Consider the following 19,872-nt stretch of genomic DNA (forward strand, 5'->3'; position numbering starts at 1 on the left):
TGCCAGATCGCCGGCACACCCGCACGGCGCCTTGGCAGGCAAGATCCGTATCCCATACGTTCCGGTTTGCAGTGGATTGCGTTCAGGGAGTACTGGGAGCACAGGGAGCCGCCCATGCCGCCGCGCACGCCCGAACTCGCCCCGGGCCCCGACCGGTTCCACGAGCCGCGCCGCGAGGACTGCCCCTGGTGCGGCTCCAGGCGCCTGCGCACCCGCCTGCGCACGCCCGACCTCCTCCACCACCGGCCCGGCACGTTCACCGTCGACCAGTGCCGGGACTGCGCCCACGCCTTCCAGAACCCCCGGCTGTCCCCGGCGGGCCTCGCCCTCTACCACCGGGACTTCTACGACGGCCGCCTGGAGGACTACACCGACCGCCTCCACACCACCCGCGCCGGCCGCCGCCGGCACCGCGCCGCCGCCCGCGTGATGCTGGCGCTGGCGGAGCCGGAGAGCTGGCTGGACGTCGGCACGGGCCACGCCCACTTCCCGCGCGCGGCGAAGGAACTCTTCGCCTACACCTCGTTCGACGGCCTCGACCCGACCCTCCGCGTGGGGCGCGCCCAGACCGAGGGGCACATCGAGGAGGCCCACTGCGGCTACCTGGCCACGCCGGAGGTGCTGGCCCGCCTGCGCGCCCGCTACGACGTCGTCAGCATGTTCCACCACCTGCAGCACACCCCCGACCCGCGCGCCGAACTCCGCGCCGCCCTCACCGCGCTGCGACCCGGCGGGCACGTCCTCATCGACGTCCCGAACCCGCGCAGCGCGTTCGCCAGGCTCCTCGGCAAGTGGTGGATCCCCTACGGCCAGCCCCGGCACCTGCACCTGATGCCGCTGGACAACCTCCGGGCGGAGCTGGAGTCCCAGGGCTGCGAGATCCTCGGAACCGACCGGAAGTCGCCCCACATGCCGTACGACATCTCGGCGGCGCTCGGCCTGGTCCTGGGACGGCTCCTGCCGAAGCGGTGGCTGCGGGTGGCCGCGCCGCTGGTCGCCGTGGTGGCCGCGCTGGACCACGCCCTGGCCCCCCTGCTGCGCCGGACGCCGTTCTCGAACGCGTACCGGATCGTCGCGAGAAAGGGGCGCTGACGGCCGGTCGCGCAACTGCGGGCCGGTGGGGGCTGCTCGCGCAGTGCCTCCCCCAGCCTTCGGCTGGGGGAGGCACCCTGCCAGCGCCGGTGAGCGTCCTCACCCACCGGCCCCTGCCCCCCACTACCTCAGCACCACCACCTGCCCCGCCACCACCAGCACCACCTGCTCGCACTCGCTCGCGAACGCCGCGTTCAGCCGCCCCAGTTCATCCCGGTACCGCCGCCCCGACGCCGTGGCGGGCACGATGCCCGACCCCACCTCGTTGGAGACGGCGACCACCGTGCGCCGACTCGCCCGCACCGCCTCCGTCAGCTCCCGCACCCGCTCCCGCAGGGCCTTCTCCCCGCCCGACGCCCACTCCGTGTCGTCCCACGCCTCGACGGAGTCCATCGCGTCCGTCAGCCACAGCGACAGACAGTCGATCAGCAACGCCGGTCCGTCCTGTGCCAGCAACGGCACGAGGTCGCACGTCTCCGTCGTACGCCAGGAGCCCGGCCGCCGCTCCCGATGCGCGGCCACCCGGGCCGCCCACTCGGTGTCCCCGCCCCGGGTACCGCCCGTGGCGACGTACAGCACGTCGGGGAAGGACTCCAGCCGCCGTTCGGCCTCCACGGACTTCCCCGACCGGGCCCCGCCCAGCACCAGCGTCCGGCGCGGTACGTCCGGCACGTCCTCGTACACCCCCACCGTCAACGTCGTCCCGTCCGGCACCGCCCGCGCCCCGGCCGCGGCCAGCCGCCGGCGCAACTCCGGGCCGGGCGGCACGTCGTGGCCGAGATGGACGGCGACGACATCCGTGGTCGGCCCGACCGAGCCGACCGCCCGCAGCCGCGCCAGCGCGTCCGGCCGGCCGACGACGTCGAGGAGCACCAGGTGGTACGAGTCCGCGCTCCCGTTCTCCAGCCCGGCCTGGGACCCGCCCGGCGGCAGGTACAGCAGCCGCTGCCCGTCGGGGCCGGTCACCGCGTACCCGGTGCCGCCCGCGTCCATCGCCACCGCCCGCACCCGATGCCCCGTCAGCAGGGCCAGTTCCCGCCCGTCCGGCACCCGGCCCGGCTGCGGCAGCCCGGCCGGCACCTCGACGGCGGGCCCGTCGTGCGGATGCGACAGCAGCACCTGCCGTACCCCGCCGAGGGACAGCCCGGCCCGGGCCGCCGCGAACGCCGCCCCCGGCGTCAGATCGAGCAGCAGCGTCCCGTCGACGAGCACCGCGGTGGCGGCCCGCGCATCCTCCCCGACGGCACACGCACAAGCCGCACAGGGACAGCCTGGCCGAGGCAGCCCCGCGGGAGCACCGGTACCGAGCAAAGTCACTTCCACGCCCTGATTTTCACCCGTCCCAACGGTTCTCGCTTCAGCGGCGTCCAGTAGGGCGCGCCCCCAAGGGGGTGCGCGGCTGTATTCGACGTGCGGCTGCCGCCGCGTGGGCGCGACCAGCCCCCACCGGCCCCGCACATGCCCCACAACCAGCGGAGTTTTCGGCGGCGCCCTTATACGATGCACCGGTTGGATCAAAGGAGGCCTACATGGCGGCATGGACATGGCGGTTCGAGAAGGCCGACGGGACGGAGGTCCAGCCCGCGGTGGAGCCCGAGGAGTTCACCACGCAGGGCGACGCCGAGTCGTGGATCGGCGAGCAGTGGAAGGCACTGCTGGCCGGCGGCGCCGACCAGGTGCGGCTCTTCGAGGACGCCACCGAGATCTACGGCCCGATGAGTCTGCACGCGGACGAGTCCTGAGACGTACCGGTCCGGGGCGGCCCTCGCCGGCCGCCCCGCCGGTCACCGGGTCACTGCTCGCCCAGCGTCACGTCCACCGTCCTGCTGACGCCGTCCCGGCTGTAGGTCACCGTCGTCTTCTCCCCCGGCCGTTCTGAGGCGAGCGACTCGGCCAGTGAGGTGATGGTGGTGATGTCGTCGGAACCCACCTTGGTGACGATGTCCCCGGGCCGGATGCCCGCCCTGTCGGCCGCGTCGCCGTGCTTCACGGTCACCACGGCCACCCCGGCCGGCTGGTAGTTCACGTCGACGACCGTGCGCCCGGCGATGCCCAGCGCGGCCCGCCCCGAGTCGGTGACCTTCCCCTGCTTGATGATCTGGTCGGCGACCGTCGTCACCATCGACCCCGGGATGGCGAACCCGATCCCGGGCGCCGCGCTGCCGCCGAGGTCGGGGTCGCTCGCGGCGAGCGTGGGGATGCCGATGACCTGGCCGTCCAGGTTGACCAGGGCGCCGCCGCTGTTGCCGGGGTTGATGGCCGCCGAGGTCTGCACCATGTTGGGGATGGTGGCGCCCGTACCGCCGCCCGCGGGGTTCTCGCTGACGGTCCGTCCGGTCGCCGACACGATGCCCTCGGTCACGCTGGACGACAGCCCGAGCGGCGATCCCATGGCCAGCGTGATCTGCCCGACCTGTACCTTCTCGGTGTCCCCGAAGGTGGCCGCCTTCAGCCCTTCCGGGATCTTGTCGAGCCTGATCACCGCCAGGTCCTGCTGGGGGTAGGAGTACACCAGCGTCGCGGTCAGCGGTTCCTCGGTGCTGGCGGTCGTCACCTTGAACCTCTTCTCGTTCCCCACGACGTGCGCGTTGGTGACGATGTGCCCGTCGCCGTCGTAGACCACGCCCGAGCCCAGGTCGTTGCTGGCCTGGATCTGCACGACCGAGGGCAGGACCTCCCTGATCACCTTCTGGTACTGGTTCTGCAGGTCCCTCGCCGCCAGCGGGACGGCCGCCGCCTGCGCGGCCCGGGCGGCCGAGGCGTCCACGGCCGCGTCGTCGTCGAAAGGGGAGCATCCGGAGACGAGGGCGAGGCAGCAGGAACCGAGCACGGCGGCCGTACGCAGGGTCCGGCGGGCGGGGGAAGCGTCCATGCCCCGAGTCTCGCCGCGGCGGTGACGCTCCGGCTCGCGCTGCTGGCCCGAACGAGCGGCACCGGGTGAGGGGCGGTCAGCCGCGGACCCCGCACAGGTGCAGCAGCGCCGCGACCGACCGGTACGGATCCGTCCGCCCGGCCCGCTCCTCCACCGCGAGCAGCGTCTCCAGGTCGGCCGGCGCATCGGCGTCGTCCGCGGCGGTGTCCGTGAACACCCGCACGCCGTACCAGCACTGCAACGGCGCGCCGATGCCGGCGAGGGCGCCGGTGAGGGCGCTCAGCCGGTCGGCCCGGACGTCCAGGCCGAGGCGATTGCGGTAGGAGACGGTGTCGAAGGACTCCAGGGCACCCGCCCAGTCACCGCTCAGCCCCGGCCGCATGGCCAGCGCGTCGGCGTTGCGCACCAGCAGCGACAGCAGCCCGCCCGGGGCCAGCATCCGGGCCAGCCCGGCGAGCAGCGCGTCCGGCTCCGCGACGTACATCAGTACCCCGTGGCAGAGCACCACGTCGAAGCTGCCCGGCAGGAAGTGGACGCCGGTGTCCCGCCCTTCCCCCTGGACGATCCGCACCCGCTCGCGGATGCCCTCCGGCTCGGCGGCCAGCGCCGCCCGCGCGGCCGCGACCATCGTCGGCTCCCGCTCCACACCGGTCACCTGGTGCCCGGCCCGGGCCAGCCGCAGCGCCTGCGTGCCCTGGCCCATCCCCACGTCGAGCACCCGCAGCCGCTGCCCGACCGGGAACCGCCCGGCTATCTGCTCGTCGAGCTGACGGGCCACCAGCTGCTGCCGTACGACATCACGCAGCCCGCCCAGCTTGTTCAGCCAGGCTGCTGCCGCACCCCCGGAGAAAGGCTCCGCGCTCAGGGCCGCTCTCCGCGCTTGACCTGCGGCTTGGGCAGCCGGAGCCGGCGCATCTGCAGGGAGCGCATCAGGGCGTACGCGACGGCGCCCTTCTTGTTCTGGTCGGGGAAGCGCTCGGCGAGGCGCCCCCGCAGCCGCAGCCCGCTGATCACCGCGTCGAGCACGATCAGCACGATCACGACCAGCCACAGCAGCAGCGCGATGTTCTTGATCGCCGTGTTGTTGACCACGCTCATGACCAGGATGACCACGGCCAGCGGCAGGAAGAACTCCGCCACGTTGAAACGCGAGTCGACCCAGTCACGGGCGAACCTGCGGACCGGGCCCTTGTCACGGGCCGGCAGGTACCGCTCGTCGCCGGTGGCCAGCGCCTGGCGCTGCCGCTCCATGGCGGCGCGCCGGTCGTCGCGCTGACGCTTGGCGGCGTCCTTGCGCGTCGTCGGCGTGTTGGCCACGCTGCGCCGCTGGGTCTGGGCCTCACTGCGCTTGGGCGTGGGCCTGCCCTTGGGGGCCTGCGGGTCACGGGTCTGCTTGGAGTCGGTCACGACCGCCTTGTCGGCGGGGGCCTTCTCATCCTTGGCACGGCTACGGAACACAAAACCCAAGGGTACGGGGTCACGGGGTGTGGGCCCTAGTCCGGCGGGGAACGATCCCGCAACGCCAGTCGTCTCCATGGGGGGACAGAGGGGACGTTGCAGGCGCTTCGCTCAGGGGGACCCTCTCCTACCTGTGCCGGAGCGGAGCTGTCGGTAGTCGTCCTTGGGGATGAGCGCATCGGTCCCCGAACAGTGCGGTAATGGAGGCAGGGCCCGTACTGTGGGTTCTGTCGCAGGATCTGTGAGCTGGAGTCCGTCAGAAGGGGGCGCGCGAAGCCCATGAGCGGTGTCATGAAGCGTATGGGGATGATCTTCCGCGCGAAGGCGAACAAGGCCCTGGACAGGGCCGAGGACCCGCGCGAGACCCTCGACTACTCGTACCAGAAGCAGCTCGAACTGCTGCAGAAGGTCCGCCGCGGCGTCGCCGACGTGGCGACCAGCCGCAAGCGGCTCGAGCTCCAGCTGAACCAGCTCCAGCAGCAGTCCACCAAGCTGGAGGACCAGGGCCGCAAGGCGCTCGCGCTCGGCCGCGAGGACCTCGCCCGCGAGGCGCTCTCCCGCCGCGCTGCCCTCCAGCAGCAGGTCACCGACCTGGAGACGCAGCACGCCACCCTCCAGGGCGAGGAGGAGAAGCTCACCCTCGCGGCCCAGCGCCTCCAGGCCAAGGTGGACGCCTTCCGCACCAAGAAGGAGACCATCAAGGCCACCTACACCGCCGCCCAGGCCCAGACCCGCATCGGTGAGGCCTTCACCGGCATCTCCGAGGAGATGGGCGACGTCGGCCTCGCCATCCAGCGCGCCGAGGACAAGACGCAGCAGCTGCAGGCCCGCGCCGGCGCCATCGACGAGCTCCTCGCCTCCGGCGCCCTGGACGACCCGACCGGCACGGCCAAGGACGACATCGCCGCCGAGCTGGACCGCCTCTCCGGTGGTACGGATGTGGAGCTGGAGCTGCAGCGCATGAAGGCCGAGCTCGCCGGAGGATCGCCCCAGCAGGCGATCGAGGGCGGCACCGGCCAGGGCCGGCAGTCGCAGCAGCCGCAGGACACCCCGCGCTTCGACAAGCAGTAGCCGACGCCTGGAGGGCGACATGGCCGACATGGTCGTGAGGATCATGGGGGAGGGCCAGGTGAGGCTGGCCGACAGCCACCTCACCGAACTGAACAAGCTGGACGACGAGCTCCTCGCGGAGACCGAGTCCGGCGACGAGGCAGCCTTCCGCCGCACCCTGACCGCCCTCCTGGACAAGGTCCGGGAACTGGGCACTCCGCTCCCGGACGACGCCCTGGAACCCTCGGACCTGATCCTCCCGTCCCCGGACGCGACCCTGGAGGGGGTCAGGGCACTGCTGCGGGACGACGGTCTGATTCCGGGCTGACGGTGGGGAAACAGTTCGACCGGCGCGTGAGGACGAAGGCCGGTGAACACCCCTTCCAGCCCGTCCGGCGTTTGAGGACGAGGCCGTTCAGGCCGAAGCGGGGGTCCGGGGGCGGCAGCCCCCGGGGAGGGTGCCGCAGCGGGCCGAACCGACAGTTCCGGCCCGCACGAACCAGCCGTACTGTTCACAAGGTGAGCACCTTCGAAAGAGCCCGCTGCAGAGCCGGCGCCCACCCACTCGCCGTGGACGCGGTCATCGCCGCGGGCGCCCTCGTCTGCATGGTCGTCAGCTCTTTCGCGGTGCCGCACAGCGCGCACGGCGTCGCCTGGGGCATCCGCACCCCGGATCCCCTCAGCCTGCTGCTGATGACGCTCGCCGCCGCGGCCCTGGTCTTCCGCCGGTACGCCCCGAAGACGGTCCTGGCCGTCACCGGCGCCGCCTCCGTCGTGGAGTGCGTCACCGGCGACCCCCGCGCCCCCGTCGCGATGGCGGCCGTGGTCGCCCTGTTCACCGTCGCCGCCACCACCGACCGCCGCACCACCCTGCGGGCCGGCCTGCTCACCATGACCGTGCTGACCACCGCCGCGATGGTCGCGGGCCCCCTGCCGTGGTACGCCCAGGAGAACCTCGCGATCTTCGCCTGGACCGGTATCGGCGCCACCGCCGGGGACGCCGTCCGCAGCCGGCGCGCGGTCGTCCAGGCCATCCGCGAGCGTGCCGAACGCGCCGAGCGGACCCGTGAGGAGGAGGCCCGCCGCCGGGTCGCCGAGGAGCGGCTGCGCATCGCCCGTGACCTGCACGACGTCGTCGCCCACCACATCGCCCTGGTCAACGTGCAGGCGGGAGTCGCCGCGCACGTCATGGACAAGCGGCCCGACCAGGCCAAGGAAGCGCTCGGCCACGTCCGCGAGGCCAGCCGCTCCGCGCTGAACGAACTGCGCGCCACCGTCGGCCTGCTCCGCCAGTCCGGCGACCCCGAGGCGCCCACCGAACCCGCCCCCGGCCTGCACGTCCTCGACGAGCTCGCCGACACCTTCCGCAACGCCGGCCTCCAGGTCGAGGTCGCCCGCGCCGACCAGGGCACCACCCTGCCGGCCGCCGTCGACCTGGCCGCCTACCGGATCATCCAGGAGGCCCTGACCAACGTGCAGAAGCACGCCGGACCCGACGCCAAGGCCGAGGTCAGCGTCGTACGGGTCGGACCGCACATCGAGGTCACCGTCCTCGACAACGGCTCCGGCGAGGACACCGCCCCAGAGGAGGGCGGCGGCCACGGCCTGCTCGGCATGCGGGAGCGCGTCACCGCCCTGCGCGGCACCCTCACCACCGGCCCCCGCTACGGCGGCGGTTTCCGCGTCCATGCGATCCTGCCGGTCACGACCGACACCGACGACCGTACGAGCGACCGTACAAACGGCCGTACCAGGAACCGTACGGCCGCCCTGGGGGATTCCGTATGACGATCCGTGTCCTGCTCGCCGACGACCAGGCACTGCTGCGCAGCGCGTTCCGGGTGCTCGTCGACTCCGAGTCCGACATGGAGGTGGTCGGCGAGGCCTCCGACGGCGCCGAGGCGGTGGCACTGACCCGGGAGCGGGCGGCCGACGTCGTCCTGATGGACATCCGGATGCCCGGCACGGACGGACTGGCCGCCACCCGGCTGATCAGCGCCGATCCCTCCCTCGCGCACGTCCGCGTCGTGATCCTCACGACCTTCGAGGTGGACGACTACGTGGTCCAGGCGCTGCGCGCGGGCGCGTCCGGCTTTCTCGGCAAGGGCAGCGAACCCGAGGAACTCCTCAGCGCCATCCGCGTCGCCGCCGGCGGCGACGCGCTGCTCTCCCCGACGGCGACCAAGGGGCTGATCGCCCGCTTCCTCGCCCAGGGCGACCTCGGCGACGACGGTCGCGACCCGGCCCGCAGCGAGCGCCTCGACGCGCTCACCTCACGCGAGCGCGAGGTCCTGGTCCAGGTCGCCGGCGGGCACTCCAACGACGAGATCGCCGAACGCCTCGAGGTCAGCCCGCTGACCGTGAAGACGCACGTCAACCGGGCCATGGCCAAGCTGGGCGCGCGGGACCGGGCCCAGCTCGTGGTGATCGCGTACGAGTCGGGGCTGGTCCGCCCGAGGATGGACTGATCTCCACCCGGGCGTACTGCGGGCGGAGTAGGAGCCGGATAAGGGAACGGCACCCAGGGCCTACGTGAGCAGGGTCTTCGATGGGTGAGGGTGGTGCGGTGGGCACTCACAGGTGCCCCGTCCGCTTCTCACAGCAGCTCACTGCAGCTCACCGAAAAGAGACCCTGACCCATGTCCTGGCTGTCCAGATTCAGCCTCGCGCAGCGGGCCCTGATAGGCCTCATCTCCCTGATCGCGCTCGTCTTCGGGGCGATCGCCATCCCCCAGATCAAGCAGCAGCTGCTGCCGACCATCTCCCTGCCCATGGTGTCGGTCATCGCCCCGTACCAGGGAGCGGCGCCCGACGTCGTCGAGAAGCAGGTCGTCGAGCCGATCGAGAACAACCTCGAAGGCGTCGACGGAGTCACCGGCGTCACCTCCACCGCGAGCGAGGGCAACGCCGTGATCATGGCGTCCTTCGACTACGGCAACGACACCAAGCAGCTGGTGGCCGACGTCCAGCTGGCCGTCAACCGCGCCCAGCTCCCGGACGACGTCGACCCGCAGGTCATCTCCGGCTCCACGGACGACATGCCGACCGTGGTGCTCGCCGTCAGCTCCGGCAAGGACCAGCAGGCCCTCGCCGACCAGCTCGACAAGACGGTCGTGCCGGACCTGAAGAACATCGACGGCGTCGGCCGCGTCCAGGTCACCGGCGTCCGGGACCTCCAGGTCGACGTCACCCCCGACGACGCGGAGCTGGCGAAGGCGGGTCTCACCTCCGCCGCCCTCGCCCAGTCGCTCCAGGCGGCAGGCGCGACCGTCCCGGCGGGCTCCTTCGACGAGGACGGCGCCAACCGCACCGTCCAGGTCGGCGGCGGTCTCACCTCGCTGCAGCAGATCAGGGACCTGATGGTCACCGGGCAGGGCGTGAAGAAGCCCGTGCGCCTCGGCGACATGGCCACGGTGAAGGAGCAGGAGGCCCCGGCCGACTCCATCACCCGCACCGACGGCCGTCCCAGCCTCGCCGTCAACGTCACCATGGACCACGACGGCAGCGCGGTCTCCATCTCGAACGCGGTCAAGGACAAGCTGCCGAAGCTGCGTCAGGACCTCGGCTCCGGCGCCACCCTCACCGTCGTCAGCGACCAGGGCCCGGCGGTCTCCAAGTCCATCAAGGGCCTGACCACCGAGGGCGCCCTCGGTCTGCTCTTCGCGGTCCTGGTCATCCTGGTCTTCCTGGCCTCGGTCCGCTCGACCCTGGTGACGGCCGTGTCCATCCCGCTGTCGGTGGTTCTCACGCTGATCGTGCTGTGGACCCGCGGCCTCTCCCTCAACATGCTCACCCTCGGCGCGCTCACCATCGCCATCGGCCGGGTCGTCGACGACTCGATCGTGGTCCTGGAGAACATCAAGCGCCACCTCGGCTACGGCGAGGAGCGCAGGTCCGCCATCCTCGGCGCGGTCCGCGAGGTGGCCGGCGCGGTCACCTCCTCCACCCTCACCACGGTCGCCGTCTTCCTGCCGATCGGCCTGGTCGGCGGCATGGTGGGCCAGCTGTTCGGCCCCTTCAGCCTCACGGTCACCGCGGCCCTGCTGGCGTCCCTCCTGGTCTCCCTGACGGTCGTGCCCGTCCTGTCCTACTGGTTCCTGCGCGCCCCGAAGAGCACCCCCGAGGACGCCGAGGAGGCCCGCCGCAAGGCCGAGGAGAAGGAGGCGGACAGCCGCCTCCAGCGCCTCTACGTCCCCGTCCTGCGCTTCGCGACCCGGCGCCGTCTCACCAGCGTGCTGATCGCGATCGTGGTCCTGGTCGTCACGTTCGGCATGTCCGGGCTGCTGAAGACCAACTTCTTCGACCAGGGCGACCAGGAGGTCCTCACCGTCAAGCAGGAGCTGAAGCCCGGCACCAGCCTGGCCGCGACCGACGCCCAGGCGAGGAAGGTCGAGAAGCTGCTCGGCTCCATCGACGGCGTCAAGGACTACCAGGTCACGGTCGGCTCGTCCGGCTTCATGGCGGCCTTCGGCGGCGGCACCGACACCAACCAGGCGTCGTACTCGGTGATGCTGGACGACGCGAAGTCGTACGACCGGGTGCAGAGCGCCATCGAGGACGGCCTGCACAAGCTGTCCGGCATCGGCACCACGACGGTGTCGGCCGGTGACGGCTTCGGCAGCCAGGACCTGAGCGTCGTCGTGAAGGCGGCCGACGGTGACGTGCTGCGCAAGGCCTCCGAGCAGGTCCGGTCCGCGGTCGCGGGGCTGGACGACGTCACCGACGTCACCAGCGACCTGGCGCAGAGCGTGCCGCGCATCTCCGTGAAGGCCAACTCCAGGGCCGCGGCCGCCGGGTTCGACGACCAGACGCTGGGCGCCGCCGTCACCCAGGCGGTGAAGGGCACCACGGCCGCGAAGGCGACCCTCGACGACACCGAGCGGGACGTCGTCGTCAAGTCCGCCAAGCCCGCCGAGACCCTCGCCCAGTTGCGGGCGCTCAAGCTGGGCCCGGTGAAGCTCGGCGACATCGCCACCGTGAAGCTGGTGGACGCCCCGGTGTCGATGACCCGGATCGACGGCCAGCGCGCCGCGACCATCAGCGCGAAGCCCACCGGCGACAACACCGGCGCGGTCAGCACCCAACTCCAGTCCAAGATCAAGGCGTTGAAGCTCCCGGCGGGCGCGACGGCCTCGATCGGCGGGGTCACCTCGGACCAGGACAGCGCGTTCAAGAACCTGGGCCTGGCGATGCTCGCGGCGATCGCGATCGTCTTCATGCTGCTGGTCGCGACCTTCCGGTCCCTGGTCCAGCCGCTCATCCTGCTGGTCTCCATCCCGTTCGCGGCGACCGGCGCGCTCGGCCTGCTGGTCGTCACCGGCACCCCGATGGGCGTCCCCGCGATGATCGGCATGCTGATGCTGATCGGCATCGTGGTGACCAACGCGATCGTGCTGATCGACCTCGTCAACCAGTACCGCGGGCAGGGATACGGCGTCGTCGAGGCCGTGATCGAGGGCGGCCGGCACCGGCTGCGCCCGATCCTCATGACGGCCCTGGCGACGATCTTCGCCCTCCTCCCGATGGCGCTGGGCGTCACCGGCGAGGGCGGCTTCATCGCCCAGCCGCTGGCGGTGGTCGTGATCGGCGGTCTGATCACCTCCACCCTGCTCACGCTGCTGCTCGTGCCGACGCTGTACGCGATGGTCGAACTCCGCAAGGAGCGCCGGGCCGGGAAGCGGGCCGCGAAGAAGGGCCTGCCGCCCGCGGATTCCACCCCGGCGACCGAGGAACCGGAGCCCGCGGCCGTGTGACGGCCCCGGCCGCCGGTTCCCGACCCACCCCCGGGAACCGGCGGCCGACCCTGGACGCCCGGCCACCGGCCCCGGGCCTCGGCCGCCAACCCGGCCACCGATCGTCCGCCACCGGCGTTCCGTATGCTGGCGCCGCGAACTGCCGGTCGTGGAAGGGGAATCGACGTATGCCGCTGCACAAGGACGATCCACGGTCCCTGGGCGGCTACAAGCTGGTCGACCGGCTGGGGGCCGGCGGCATGGGCATCGTCTACCGGGGCCGGTCGCGTTCCGGGCGCGAGGTCGCGGTCAAGGTGGTACACGCCCAGTACGCCGAGGACCCCGTCTTCCGCGCCCGGTTCCGGCAGGAGATCGAGGCCGCCCGCCGGGTCAGCGGTGCCTTCACCGCCCCCGTCCTGGACGCCGATCCGGACGCCCGGGCACCCTGGATGGCCACCCAGTACGTACCCGGCCAGTCCCTCGCCGCCCGCATCCGCGCCCATGGCGCCCTCCGTGTCGCCGAGTTGCGCCCGCTGGCCCTCGGCCTGGTGGAGGCGCTGCGGGACATCCACCGGGCCGGGATGGTGCACCGCGACCTGAAGCCGGCCAATGTCCTGATGGCCGACGACGGCCCGCGCGTCATCGACTTCGGCATCTCCCGCGCGGCCGAGAACCACAACACCCTCACCGAGACCGGGCAGATGGTCGGCACCCCGCCGTTCATGTCCCCGGAGCAGTTCACCGACGCGCGTACGGTCGGTCCCGCCTCCGACGTCTTCTCGCTCGGCGCGCTGCTGGTCTACTGCGTCACCGGACGCGGCCCCTTCGACGCCGACAGTCCCTACCTGACCGGCTACCGGGTGGTCCACAACGAACCCGTGCTGGACGGCGTCACCGGCCCGCTGCGCGCGGTCCTGGAGCGCTGCCTGGCCAAGGACCCCGCTGACCGGCCCGAACTCGACGACCTCTCCCGGGAGTTCGCGGCGGCCCTGCCGGAGCCGGACCCCGGCGAACCGGAGACGATGACCCTGCGGCTGCCGTGGGCCCGGCCCCTCGACGCCGGAGCCGTGCCGGCCGACGCGACGCCCGGTCCGGGGGCCGACCTCGACCGCACGACCGGCACCGGATCCGGCCGCCGCCGGATCCGGAGCCGCCGTACCCTCTGGGCGGCGGTCGGCACGGTGGGCGCGCTGACCCTGGGGCTGCTGTGGTACATCCGGTTCGGACCGGGTTTCGCGGACGACCCCCGGACGGCGAACTCCTCCGCGGCCTCCCGCTGGGCCGCGGTCCCCACCGGCTGGCAGCCCTGGCAGACGACGGTGTACAAGCCGGCGGACCGGGGCGAGGCCAAGGCGCTCGGCACGCCGGCGGAAGGCCAGTCGGACTGCCTGGGCCAGGGCGACGGCGTCTACTGCGGAGGCCACGGCGTCCTGCCGGTCCGGCTGGACGGCCGGACCGGCAGGACCCTCTGGCGTGCCGCGCTCGCGGCGCCGGGCGACGATCCCAGCCGGTACGACTCCTGGGTCCTCGGGGTGTACGACGGCACGGTCCTCGTCCGGGAGACCCTCACCGAGGACGGTGCCGAGACCAACCCGACCTTCATCGTCGCCCTCGACGCGACGAGCGGCTCGCAACTGTGGATCCGCAAGGTCAACGACGAGAACGTCGACCTGATCATGGCCGGTGACGTGGTGCTCACCGCAGAGAGCGACGGGCGGACGGTGACGGCCCGTTCCCCGCGCACGGGCAGGGCCCGCTGGGCCATGACACTTCCGGCCCGCACCTACTGCACGTTCCTGCCGGCCGGAACCGACGTGTACGCGCAGTGCTTCCCCACCGAGCAGAACGCCAGGTACTCCTCGCTCCTGCAGCTGGACCGCGCGGCCGGAACGGTCCTCGCGCGTCGGCAGATCCCCTTCGAGAGCGGCTTCCTCGGCATCGTCGACGGCCATCCGGCCATGGTCCTGGCCGACGAGGAGAGCGGCTCGACGTCCCTGCAGGACTCCAGGTTCGCCAAGATCCTCCTGACGGACCCGACGACCGGCGGTCGGACGACGACGAAGCTCGCGAAGACCTACGAGGGCTCGGTGACGCTCGCCTCGGACACCCTGTGGATCACGGGCGCGAACGGCGAGGTGGCGGCGGTCTCCCCGCTGACCGGCAAGGAACTCTGGCACACCCGCACCAGCGTGGAGAACTCCGGTTCCCCGACGTACGACTCCCGCACCCACACCCTCTACCTGGCCAGTCCCAGCGGCCGGGTGGCAGCCCTGGACACCCGCAAGGGCACCCTCCTCTGGGAGACGTCCCCTCGGGTCGGCACGGCCTCGACGGGCGACGCGTCCGATCCCAAGGCGCTCCTCTACGGAGGCGTGGTGACCGTCATGACCCCCAACGGCACGCTCTTCAGCCTCGACCCGGCGCACCCCGAGCGGAAGTCCGGCTCGGGGTGACGCACGGGCCGTACGGCTACGGCAGCGCCAGCATCCGCTCCAGGGCCAGCTTGGCGAACGCCTCGGTCTCCTGGTCGACCTCGATCCGGTTGACCAGGTTGCCCTCGGCCAGCGACTCCAGGGTCCAGACCAGGTGGGGGAGGTCGATGCGGTTCATGGTGGAGCAGAAGCAGACCGTCTTGTCGAGGAAGACGATCTCCTTGCCCTCGGGGGCGAAGCGGTTCGCGAGACGGCGGACCAGGTTCAGTTCGGTGCCGATCGCCCACTTGGAGCCGGCCGGGGCGGCCTCGAGGGCCTTGATGATGTACTCCGTCGAGCCGACGTAGTCGGCGGCGGCCACGACCTCGTGCCGGCACTCCGGGTGGACCAGCACGTTGACGCCCGGGATGCGCTCGCGCACGTCGTTGACCGAGTCCAGCGAGAAACGGCCGTGCACCGAGCAGTGGCCGCGCCACAGGATCATCTTCGCGTCGCGCAACTGGTCGGTCGTGAGGCCGCCGTTCGGCTTGTGCGGGTTGTAGACCACGCAGTCGTCCAGGGACATGCCCAGGTCCCGGACGGCGGTGTTGCGCCCCAGGTGCTGGTCGGGCAGGAACAGCACCTTCTCGCCCTGCTCGAAGGCCCACTCCAGCGCGCGCTGCGCGTTGGACGAGGTGCAGATGGTGCCGCCGTGCTTGCCCGTGAACGCCTTGATGTCCGCGGACGAGTTCATGTACGAGACGGGGACCACCTGCTCGGCTGTCCCGGCCTCGGTCAGCACGTCCCAGCACTCGGCGACCTGCTCGGCCGTGGCCATGTCGGCCATGGAGCAGCCGGCCGCGAGGTCGGGGAGAACCACCTTCTGGTCGTCCGAGGTCAGGATGTCGGCGGACTCGGCCATGAAGTGCACACCGCAGAACACGATGTACTCGGCCTCCGGGCGGGCGGCGGCGTCCCGGGCCAGCTTGAAGGAGTCGCCCGTGACGTCGGCGAACTGGATGACCTCGTCGCGCTGGTAGTGGTGGCCGAGCACGAAGACCTTGTCGCCGAGCTTCTCCTTGGCCGCGCGGGCACGCGCGACCAGGTCCGGGTCGGACGGCGAGGGCAGGTCGCCGGGACACTCGACACCCCGCTCGCTCTTCGGGTCGGCCTCACGGCCGAGCAGCAGCAGGGCGAGCGGACTCGGCTGTACGTCGAGCTCCGTGGTCTGGGCGGTGGTCACGACACGCACCCTTTCTACTTTTCGTCGTTCTGACGCTATCTATCATAACTGCTTCACGTCACTTTGACGATGGCCATAGCGTCGATGTGACATCAATCCCGGCGCCGAAGGGGAGGGTGGCCACCGGGTGGACGCCGGGTGGTCGCCTTGTGTGCAGGTCGCCGTGGGTGACCACCGCGACTGCTGTGCGTCACTGCGGGCATGTGCGAGCATGAAGAGGTAGGAAAAACGCGAGAACGCGCATGCCGGCCCGGAATGAATCAGCCGACCCGCCGGTTGCACTCGTCGGCAAGCAGTCTCCGTACAACCCGGGAGAGATGTAGATGTCCGTATCGGACGAGACCAGCACCGCCACCGACGGCATCATCCTGAGCGACGCCGCCGCGGCCAAGGTCAAGGCCCTGCTCGACCAGGAAGGCCGTGACGACCTCGCCCTGCGCGTCGCCGTCCAGCCCGGTGGCTGCTCCGGCCTGCGCTACCAGCTCTTCTTCGACGAGCGTTCCCTCGACGGCGACGTCGTCAAGGACTTCGGCGGCGTCAAGGTCGTCACCGACCGCATGAGCGCCCCGTACCTGGGCGGCGCGTCGATCGACTTCGTCGACACCATCGAGAAGCAGGGCTTCACGATCGACAACCCGAACGCGACCGGCTCCTGCGCCTGCGGCGACTCCTTCAGCTGAGCCGAAGGGCACAACAGGAAGGCGGCGGTCCCTCGCGATGAGGGGCCGCCGCCTTCGTGTCTGCGCTCAGCCCAGCTGCGGGCTCAGCGTCGTCGCCTTCTCCTTCGGGACGGCCCTGCCGTCCGTGCCGACCACCTTCCGGCCGTCCAGCGGCGCGGCCAGGCGCACCGCCTGGTGGTACTGCTTGGCGATCATCACGCAGATCTTGTCCGGCCAGGGCGTCGCGGTCACCTTCACCACCACCTGCTCCGGGCTCTCCTCCGCCGTCACCTTGTAGTCGGCGCACACCCCGCCGGTGAACGCGACGACCAGCTCGCGGTCGTCGGTCGTGTACCCGTCCACCTTCACGTCCTTCGTGCTCCCCGCAGAGGCGCTCGCGCTCGCACTCGAACTTGCACTCGCACTTGCCGAGGGCGCCGGCGTCGAGGAGGAGGCCAGGTACTTCGGGTCCACCGCCGGATAGGTCACGGTGTACGAGTCCGCCGCCCCCCGCACCTTGAACAGCCAGGACGGCACCAGCGCCTGCCGCCCGGCGACGGACTGCGCGGCGAGCCCGAACACCGCCTTCTCGATCGCGGCGGACGACGCGGACGGCGTCGACGCGGTGCACGGCTGCTCCAGCCGGTCCTTCAGCGGTACGGAACTGGCGCAGCCGCCGATGCCCATCCGGTGGTCGGAGCGCGGCGCCGCGTTCATCAGCTCCAGCGTCTTCGCGGCGCCCAGCACCGGATACGTGTCGCCCTTGGCCGGCGCCGCGAGCATCCCGTTGCCGCCGACCACCTCGCCCTGCTTGCTCACGGTCAGCCCGGTCGTCCAGCCGTACGTCGGCAGCCCGCCGACCACCGGATCGGCGTTCACCACCCGCTGGGCGCCCATGACCTGGCTCGCGTCGAGCTTCGCGGCGTCCTGGCCGAGCGCCTTCAGTACCGGGGCCGCCGCCTTCTCGGCGTCGCCGGCGCTCACCGGGTCACCGGCCGGCGCCACCGGGTCCTGCCCGCACACCAGGCCGCTCTTGCAGTTGTCGGTGCCCGGGGCGTAGCGGCTGTACGTCCAGATGCCGGGGGCGGCCCGGTTCACCTGGAGACTCCCGCCCGAGCCGTCGTTGTCGGTGCCCACCTTCCAGACCTGGCCCTCGGCCACCGGGTTCCCCTCGATCCCGAGCGCCTTCGCCAGCGCGGCGACCCGGTCCTTGGAGACCTCGCCGGAAGGCTGGTACACGGTGGCCGAGCCGGGGCCGACGGGGAGCGTTCCGCTCGCCTTGTACGTCACGCCGTAGGGATTGGGCTCGCCCGGGGCGATGCCGTTGCCGCCGGAGGAGTAGCCGTCCAGAGCGAGGGGCGGGGGAGTGGAACCGCCGGAGGCGCCGGTGGTCGTACCGGAGCCGGAGCCCGTGTTCGCGGCGAGGTAGGCACCACCTCCGCCGACCAGGAGGACGGCGGCGGCCACGGAGGCGATGACGAGGGCGGGGGAGCGGCGGCGGGGAGCGAGGTCGTCGGTCTCGGGACCGGCCTCGGTACCGGCTTCGGTACCGGCTTCGGCCTCGGGCGTCCCGTGAGCCTCAGGAGCGTCGGGGGCATCGGGAAGCACCGCCGCTTCCGGCTCGGCGGGGGGCTCCGCGGGCTCGGCGACGGTCTCGGCGGCCGGGGCCGTCTCGGCGGCCGGGGGCACGTCCGGCTCGGGGGCTTCCTCGGGCTCCGGAACCTCCTCTACGGCGCCCTCGGCGGACTCCGCGGTGGCCTGCGCTTCGGTACCGGCGTCGGTATCGGCGTCGGCGGCCACCCCGGCCTCGGCAGCCTTCGGCGACTCCGTGGCCCGCCGGGCCTCGGGGGGCTCCCCGGTGCTGCCCGCGGCCGCGTCGTCGTCGTTCTCGGGTCGCTCGCTCTTCACCGCATCGCTCCTTGCCGTGTCGTATCCCGCCTCCCCTTCACGGGGGACGGCGATGGGACGCGGGAGGGGAGCGCGCGGTTCCCTGGAAACGCGCCGGAGCGGGACTCAGTCGCCGTAGTCGGACATGGCGTCCAGGAGTCTGGCGGACTTCTTCGGCACGGTCACCCCGTGGATGAGTGACGGCGGCACCGGGCGGGCATCGCTGTGATCGGGAACCACCCAGTGCGGAGCCATCCGGGCGCAGTCCCCGCGCAGCGACGCGAGGTCGCCGTCGAGGTCGGCCGGAGCGGGGGAGTGGACCTTGAGGTTCGTCATGACGGAACCGTAAGCACGCCGAGCGCCGCGAAGAAAGATCTACTATCGGGTAGTTTTGGCACCTTCAGGGCGCCACACGGACCCGGTAGCGTTAACTGTCAATAACGCCTCCCCCTCAGGAGAGTCCCAGCCGTGCGCATCGCAGTCACCGGCTCCATCGCCACCGACCACCTCATGACCTTCCCCGGCCGCTTCGCGGACCAGCTGGTCGCGGACCAGCTGCACACGGTCTCGCTGTCCTTCCTGGTCGACAACCTGGACGTACGGCGGGGCGGCGTCGGCGCGAACATCGCGTTCGGCATGGGACAGCTCGGCACCCGGCCGATCCTGGTCGGCGCGGCGGGCTTCGACTTCGACGAGTACCGGGCCTGGCTCGACCGGCACGGCGTCGACACGGACTCCGTCCGCCTCTCGGAGACCCTGCACACCGCGCGTTTCGTGTGCACGACCGACGCCGACCACAACCAGATCGGCTCCTTCTACACGGGCGCGATGAGCGAGGCTCGCCTGATCGAGCTCAAGACGGTCGCCGACCGGGTCGGCGGACTCGACCTGGTCCTCATCGGCGCGGACGACCCGGAGGGCATGCTCCGCCACACGGAGGAGTGCCGCACCCGTTCCATCCCCTTCGCCGCCGACTTCTCCCAGCAGATCGCCCGTATGAACGGCGACGAGATCCGGATACTGCTGGAGGGCGCGACGTACCTCTTCTCCAACGAGTACGAGAAGGGGCTCATCGAGACGAAGACCGGCTGGAGCGACGAGGAGATCCTCGCGAAGGTCGGCCACCGGGTGACGACGCTCGGCGCACGCGGGGTGCGGATCGAGCGGGCCGGCGAGGAGACCATCGAGGTCGGCTGCCCCGACGAGGAGCGCAAGGCCGACCCGACGGGCGTCGGCGACGCGTTCCGCGCCGGGTTCCTCTCGGGGCTCGCGTGGGGGGTCTCGCTGGAGCGGGCGGCTCAGGTGGGCTGCATGCTGGCGACCCTCGTCATCGAGACGGTGGGGACGCAGGAGTACCAGCTGCGCCGGGGGCACTTCATGGAGCGGTTCACCAAGGCGTACGGGGACGAGGCCGCGGAAGAGGTCCGGGGCCATCTGGTCTGAGTTTCGGGTGCGGCGGCGTGGGGGC

The 19,872-nt window shown here is 71.8% G+C and carries 17 protein-coding genes; 10 read left to right on the forward strand and 7 right to left on the reverse strand.

Annotated features, from left to right (window positions below; genetic code table 11):
- Positions 1-114: 114 nt before the first annotated feature.
- Positions 115-1,092 (forward strand): class I SAM-dependent methyltransferase, encoded by a 978-nt coding sequence (locus tag ACFY6U_RS14230; protein WP_390037971.1) that lies wholly within the window; start codon positions 115-117, stop codon positions 1,090-1,092.
- 123 nt (positions 1,093-1,215) lie between these two features.
- Here ACFY6U_RS14230 and ACFY6U_RS14235 read toward each other — a convergent pair whose 3' ends face one another.
- A complete protein-coding gene (locus ACFY6U_RS14235; protein ID WP_390037973.1) occupies positions 1,216-2,415 on the reverse strand; it encodes a bifunctional adenosylcobinamide kinase/adenosylcobinamide-phosphate guanylyltransferase in 1,200 nt (399 codons plus the stop codon).
- Positions 2,416-2,621: 206 nt separating this feature from the next.
- On the opposite strand from ACFY6U_RS14235, the gene ACFY6U_RS14240 reads away from it, so the two are divergent.
- The gene (locus tag ACFY6U_RS14240) at positions 2,622-2,834 is read left to right on the forward strand and encodes a hypothetical protein (RefSeq protein ID WP_093503930.1); all 213 of its coding nucleotides are present in this window, start codon (positions 2,622-2,624) and stop codon (positions 2,832-2,834) included.
- A 50-nt stretch (positions 2,835-2,884) separates the two neighbouring features.
- Here the strand turns inward: ACFY6U_RS14240 and ACFY6U_RS14245 are convergent, their stop codons facing one another.
- The 3 genes from ACFY6U_RS14245 to ACFY6U_RS14255 all read right to left on the reverse strand — a co-directional run bounded on the left by ACFY6U_RS14245 (position 2,885) and on the right by ACFY6U_RS14255 (position 5,500).
- Positions 2,885-3,964, reverse strand: coding sequence for a S1C family serine protease (locus ACFY6U_RS14245; RefSeq protein ID WP_390037975.1), 1,080 nt, complete (start codon positions 3,962-3,964; stop codon positions 2,885-2,887).
- A 76-nt stretch (positions 3,965-4,040) separates the two neighbouring features.
- Positions 4,041-4,742: a class I SAM-dependent methyltransferase gene (locus tag ACFY6U_RS14250; protein WP_390037977.1), complete on the reverse strand. Its 702-nt coding sequence runs from the start codon at positions 4,740-4,742 to the stop codon at positions 4,041-4,043.
- Between the two features lie 83 nt (positions 4,743-4,825).
- On the reverse strand, positions 4,826-5,500 hold the full coding sequence (locus tag ACFY6U_RS14255; RefSeq protein ID WP_390037979.1) for a DUF3043 domain-containing protein: 675 nt from the start codon (positions 5,498-5,500) through the stop codon (positions 4,826-4,828).
- A gap of 201 nt (positions 5,501-5,701) precedes the next feature.
- Here ACFY6U_RS14255 and ACFY6U_RS14260 point away from each other — a divergent pair, with 201 nt between their 5' ends.
- From ACFY6U_RS14260 to ACFY6U_RS14285, 6 genes are all read left to right on the forward strand, one after another.
- The gene (locus ACFY6U_RS14260; protein ID WP_390037981.1) at positions 5,702-6,493 is read left to right on the forward strand and encodes a PspA/IM30 family protein; all 792 of its coding nucleotides are present in this window, start codon (positions 5,702-5,704) and stop codon (positions 6,491-6,493) included.
- Positions 6,494-6,521: 28 nt separating this feature from the next.
- Complete coding sequence (locus tag ACFY6U_RS14265) at positions 6,522-6,800, forward strand: hypothetical protein (protein ID WP_390038645.1); 279 nt, start codon at positions 6,522-6,524, stop codon at positions 6,798-6,800.
- Between the two features lie 191 nt (positions 6,801-6,991).
- Positions 6,992-8,260, forward strand: a complete 1,269-nt coding sequence (locus ACFY6U_RS14270) for a sensor histidine kinase (protein ID WP_390037982.1) — start codon at positions 6,992-6,994, stop codon at positions 8,258-8,260.
- A complete protein-coding gene (locus ACFY6U_RS14275; protein WP_390037984.1) occupies positions 8,257-8,940 on the forward strand; it encodes a response regulator in 684 nt (227 codons plus the stop codon). Before ACFY6U_RS14270 ends, ACFY6U_RS14275 begins: the two co-directional genes overlap by 4 nt.
- 171 nt (positions 8,941-9,111) lie before the next feature.
- A complete protein-coding gene (locus ACFY6U_RS14280) occupies positions 9,112-12,225 on the forward strand; it encodes an efflux RND transporter permease subunit (protein ID WP_390037986.1) in 3,114 nt (1,037 codons plus the stop codon).
- A gap of 167 nt (positions 12,226-12,392) precedes the next feature.
- Complete coding sequence (locus tag ACFY6U_RS14285; RefSeq protein WP_390037988.1) at positions 12,393-14,657, forward strand: protein kinase; 2,265 nt, start codon at positions 12,393-12,395, stop codon at positions 14,655-14,657.
- Between the two features lie 16 nt (positions 14,658-14,673).
- Here the strand turns inward: ACFY6U_RS14285 and nadA are convergent, their stop codons facing one another.
- Positions 14,674-15,858 (reverse strand): quinolinate synthase NadA, encoded by a 1,185-nt coding sequence (gene nadA / locus ACFY6U_RS14290; protein WP_390037990.1) that lies wholly within the window; start codon positions 15,856-15,858, stop codon positions 14,674-14,676.
- Between the two features lie 323 nt (positions 15,859-16,181).
- Here nadA and ACFY6U_RS14295 point away from each other — a divergent pair, with 323 nt between their 5' ends.
- Positions 16,182-16,538 (forward strand): iron-sulfur cluster assembly accessory protein, encoded by a 357-nt coding sequence (locus ACFY6U_RS14295; protein ID WP_030951236.1) that lies wholly within the window; start codon positions 16,182-16,184, stop codon positions 16,536-16,538.
- A 66-nt stretch (positions 16,539-16,604) separates the two neighbouring features.
- Here the strand turns inward: ACFY6U_RS14295 and ACFY6U_RS14300 are convergent, their stop codons facing one another.
- Together ACFY6U_RS14300 and ACFY6U_RS14305 are read right to left on the reverse strand one after the other, a co-directional pair.
- Complete coding sequence (locus ACFY6U_RS14300; RefSeq protein WP_390037992.1) at positions 16,605-18,425, reverse strand: hypothetical protein; 1,821 nt, start codon at positions 18,423-18,425, stop codon at positions 16,605-16,607.
- Positions 18,426-18,530: 105 nt separating this feature from the next.
- On the reverse strand, positions 18,531-18,740 hold the full coding sequence (locus ACFY6U_RS14305) for a hypothetical protein (protein ID WP_294008909.1): 210 nt from the start codon (positions 18,738-18,740) through the stop codon (positions 18,531-18,533).
- A gap of 132 nt (positions 18,741-18,872) precedes the next feature.
- Between ACFY6U_RS14305 and ACFY6U_RS14310 the strand changes: the two genes are divergently transcribed.
- Positions 18,873-19,847 (forward strand): carbohydrate kinase family protein, encoded by a 975-nt coding sequence (locus tag ACFY6U_RS14310; protein ID WP_390037994.1) that lies wholly within the window; start codon positions 18,873-18,875, stop codon positions 19,845-19,847.
- The last annotated feature ends 25 nt before the right edge of the window (positions 19,848-19,872 follow it).

It is taken from the genome of Streptomyces sp. NPDC013157 (genome assembly GCF_042899865.1).
Lineage (GTDB): Bacteria > Actinomycetota > Actinomycetes > Streptomycetales > Streptomycetaceae > Streptomyces.

Excerpts from the sequence above, each read along its gene's own strand:
- ACFY6U_RS14305 (WP_294008909.1), bottom strand. The coding sequence starts at position 18,740 with ATGACGAACCTCAAGGTCCACTCCCCCGCTCCGGCCGACCTCGACGGC.
- ACFY6U_RS14230 (WP_390037971.1), top strand. The coding sequence starts at position 115 with ATGCCGCCGCGCACGCCCGAACTCGCCCCGGGCCCCGACCGGTTCCAC.
- ACFY6U_RS14260 (WP_390037981.1), top strand. The coding sequence starts at position 5,702 with ATGAGCGGTGTCATGAAGCGTATGGGGATGATCTTCCGCGCGAAGGCG.
- ACFY6U_RS14295 (WP_030951236.1), top strand. The coding sequence starts at position 16,182 with ATGTCCGTATCGGACGAGACCAGCACCGCCACCGACGGCATCATCCTG.
- ACFY6U_RS14280 (WP_390037986.1), top strand. The coding sequence starts at position 9,112 with ATGTCCTGGCTGTCCAGATTCAGCCTCGCGCAGCGGGCCCTGATAGGC.
- ACFY6U_RS14245 (WP_390037975.1), bottom strand. The coding sequence starts at position 3,964 with ATGGACGCTTCCCCCGCCCGCCGGACCCTGCGTACGGCCGCCGTGCTC.
- ACFY6U_RS14255 (WP_390037979.1), bottom strand. The coding sequence starts at position 5,500 with ATGGAGACGACTGGCGTTGCGGGATCGTTCCCCGCCGGACTAGGGCCC.
- ACFY6U_RS14285 (WP_390037988.1), top strand. The coding sequence starts at position 12,393 with ATGCCGCTGCACAAGGACGATCCACGGTCCCTGGGCGGCTACAAGCTG.
- ACFY6U_RS14275 (WP_390037984.1), top strand. The coding sequence starts at position 8,257 with ATGACGATCCGTGTCCTGCTCGCCGACGACCAGGCACTGCTGCGCAGC.
- ACFY6U_RS14265 (WP_390038645.1), top strand. The coding sequence starts at position 6,522 with ATGGTCGTGAGGATCATGGGGGAGGGCCAGGTGAGGCTGGCCGACAGC.
- ACFY6U_RS14240 (WP_093503930.1), top strand. The coding sequence starts at position 2,622 with ATGGCGGCATGGACATGGCGGTTCGAGAAGGCCGACGGGACGGAGGTC.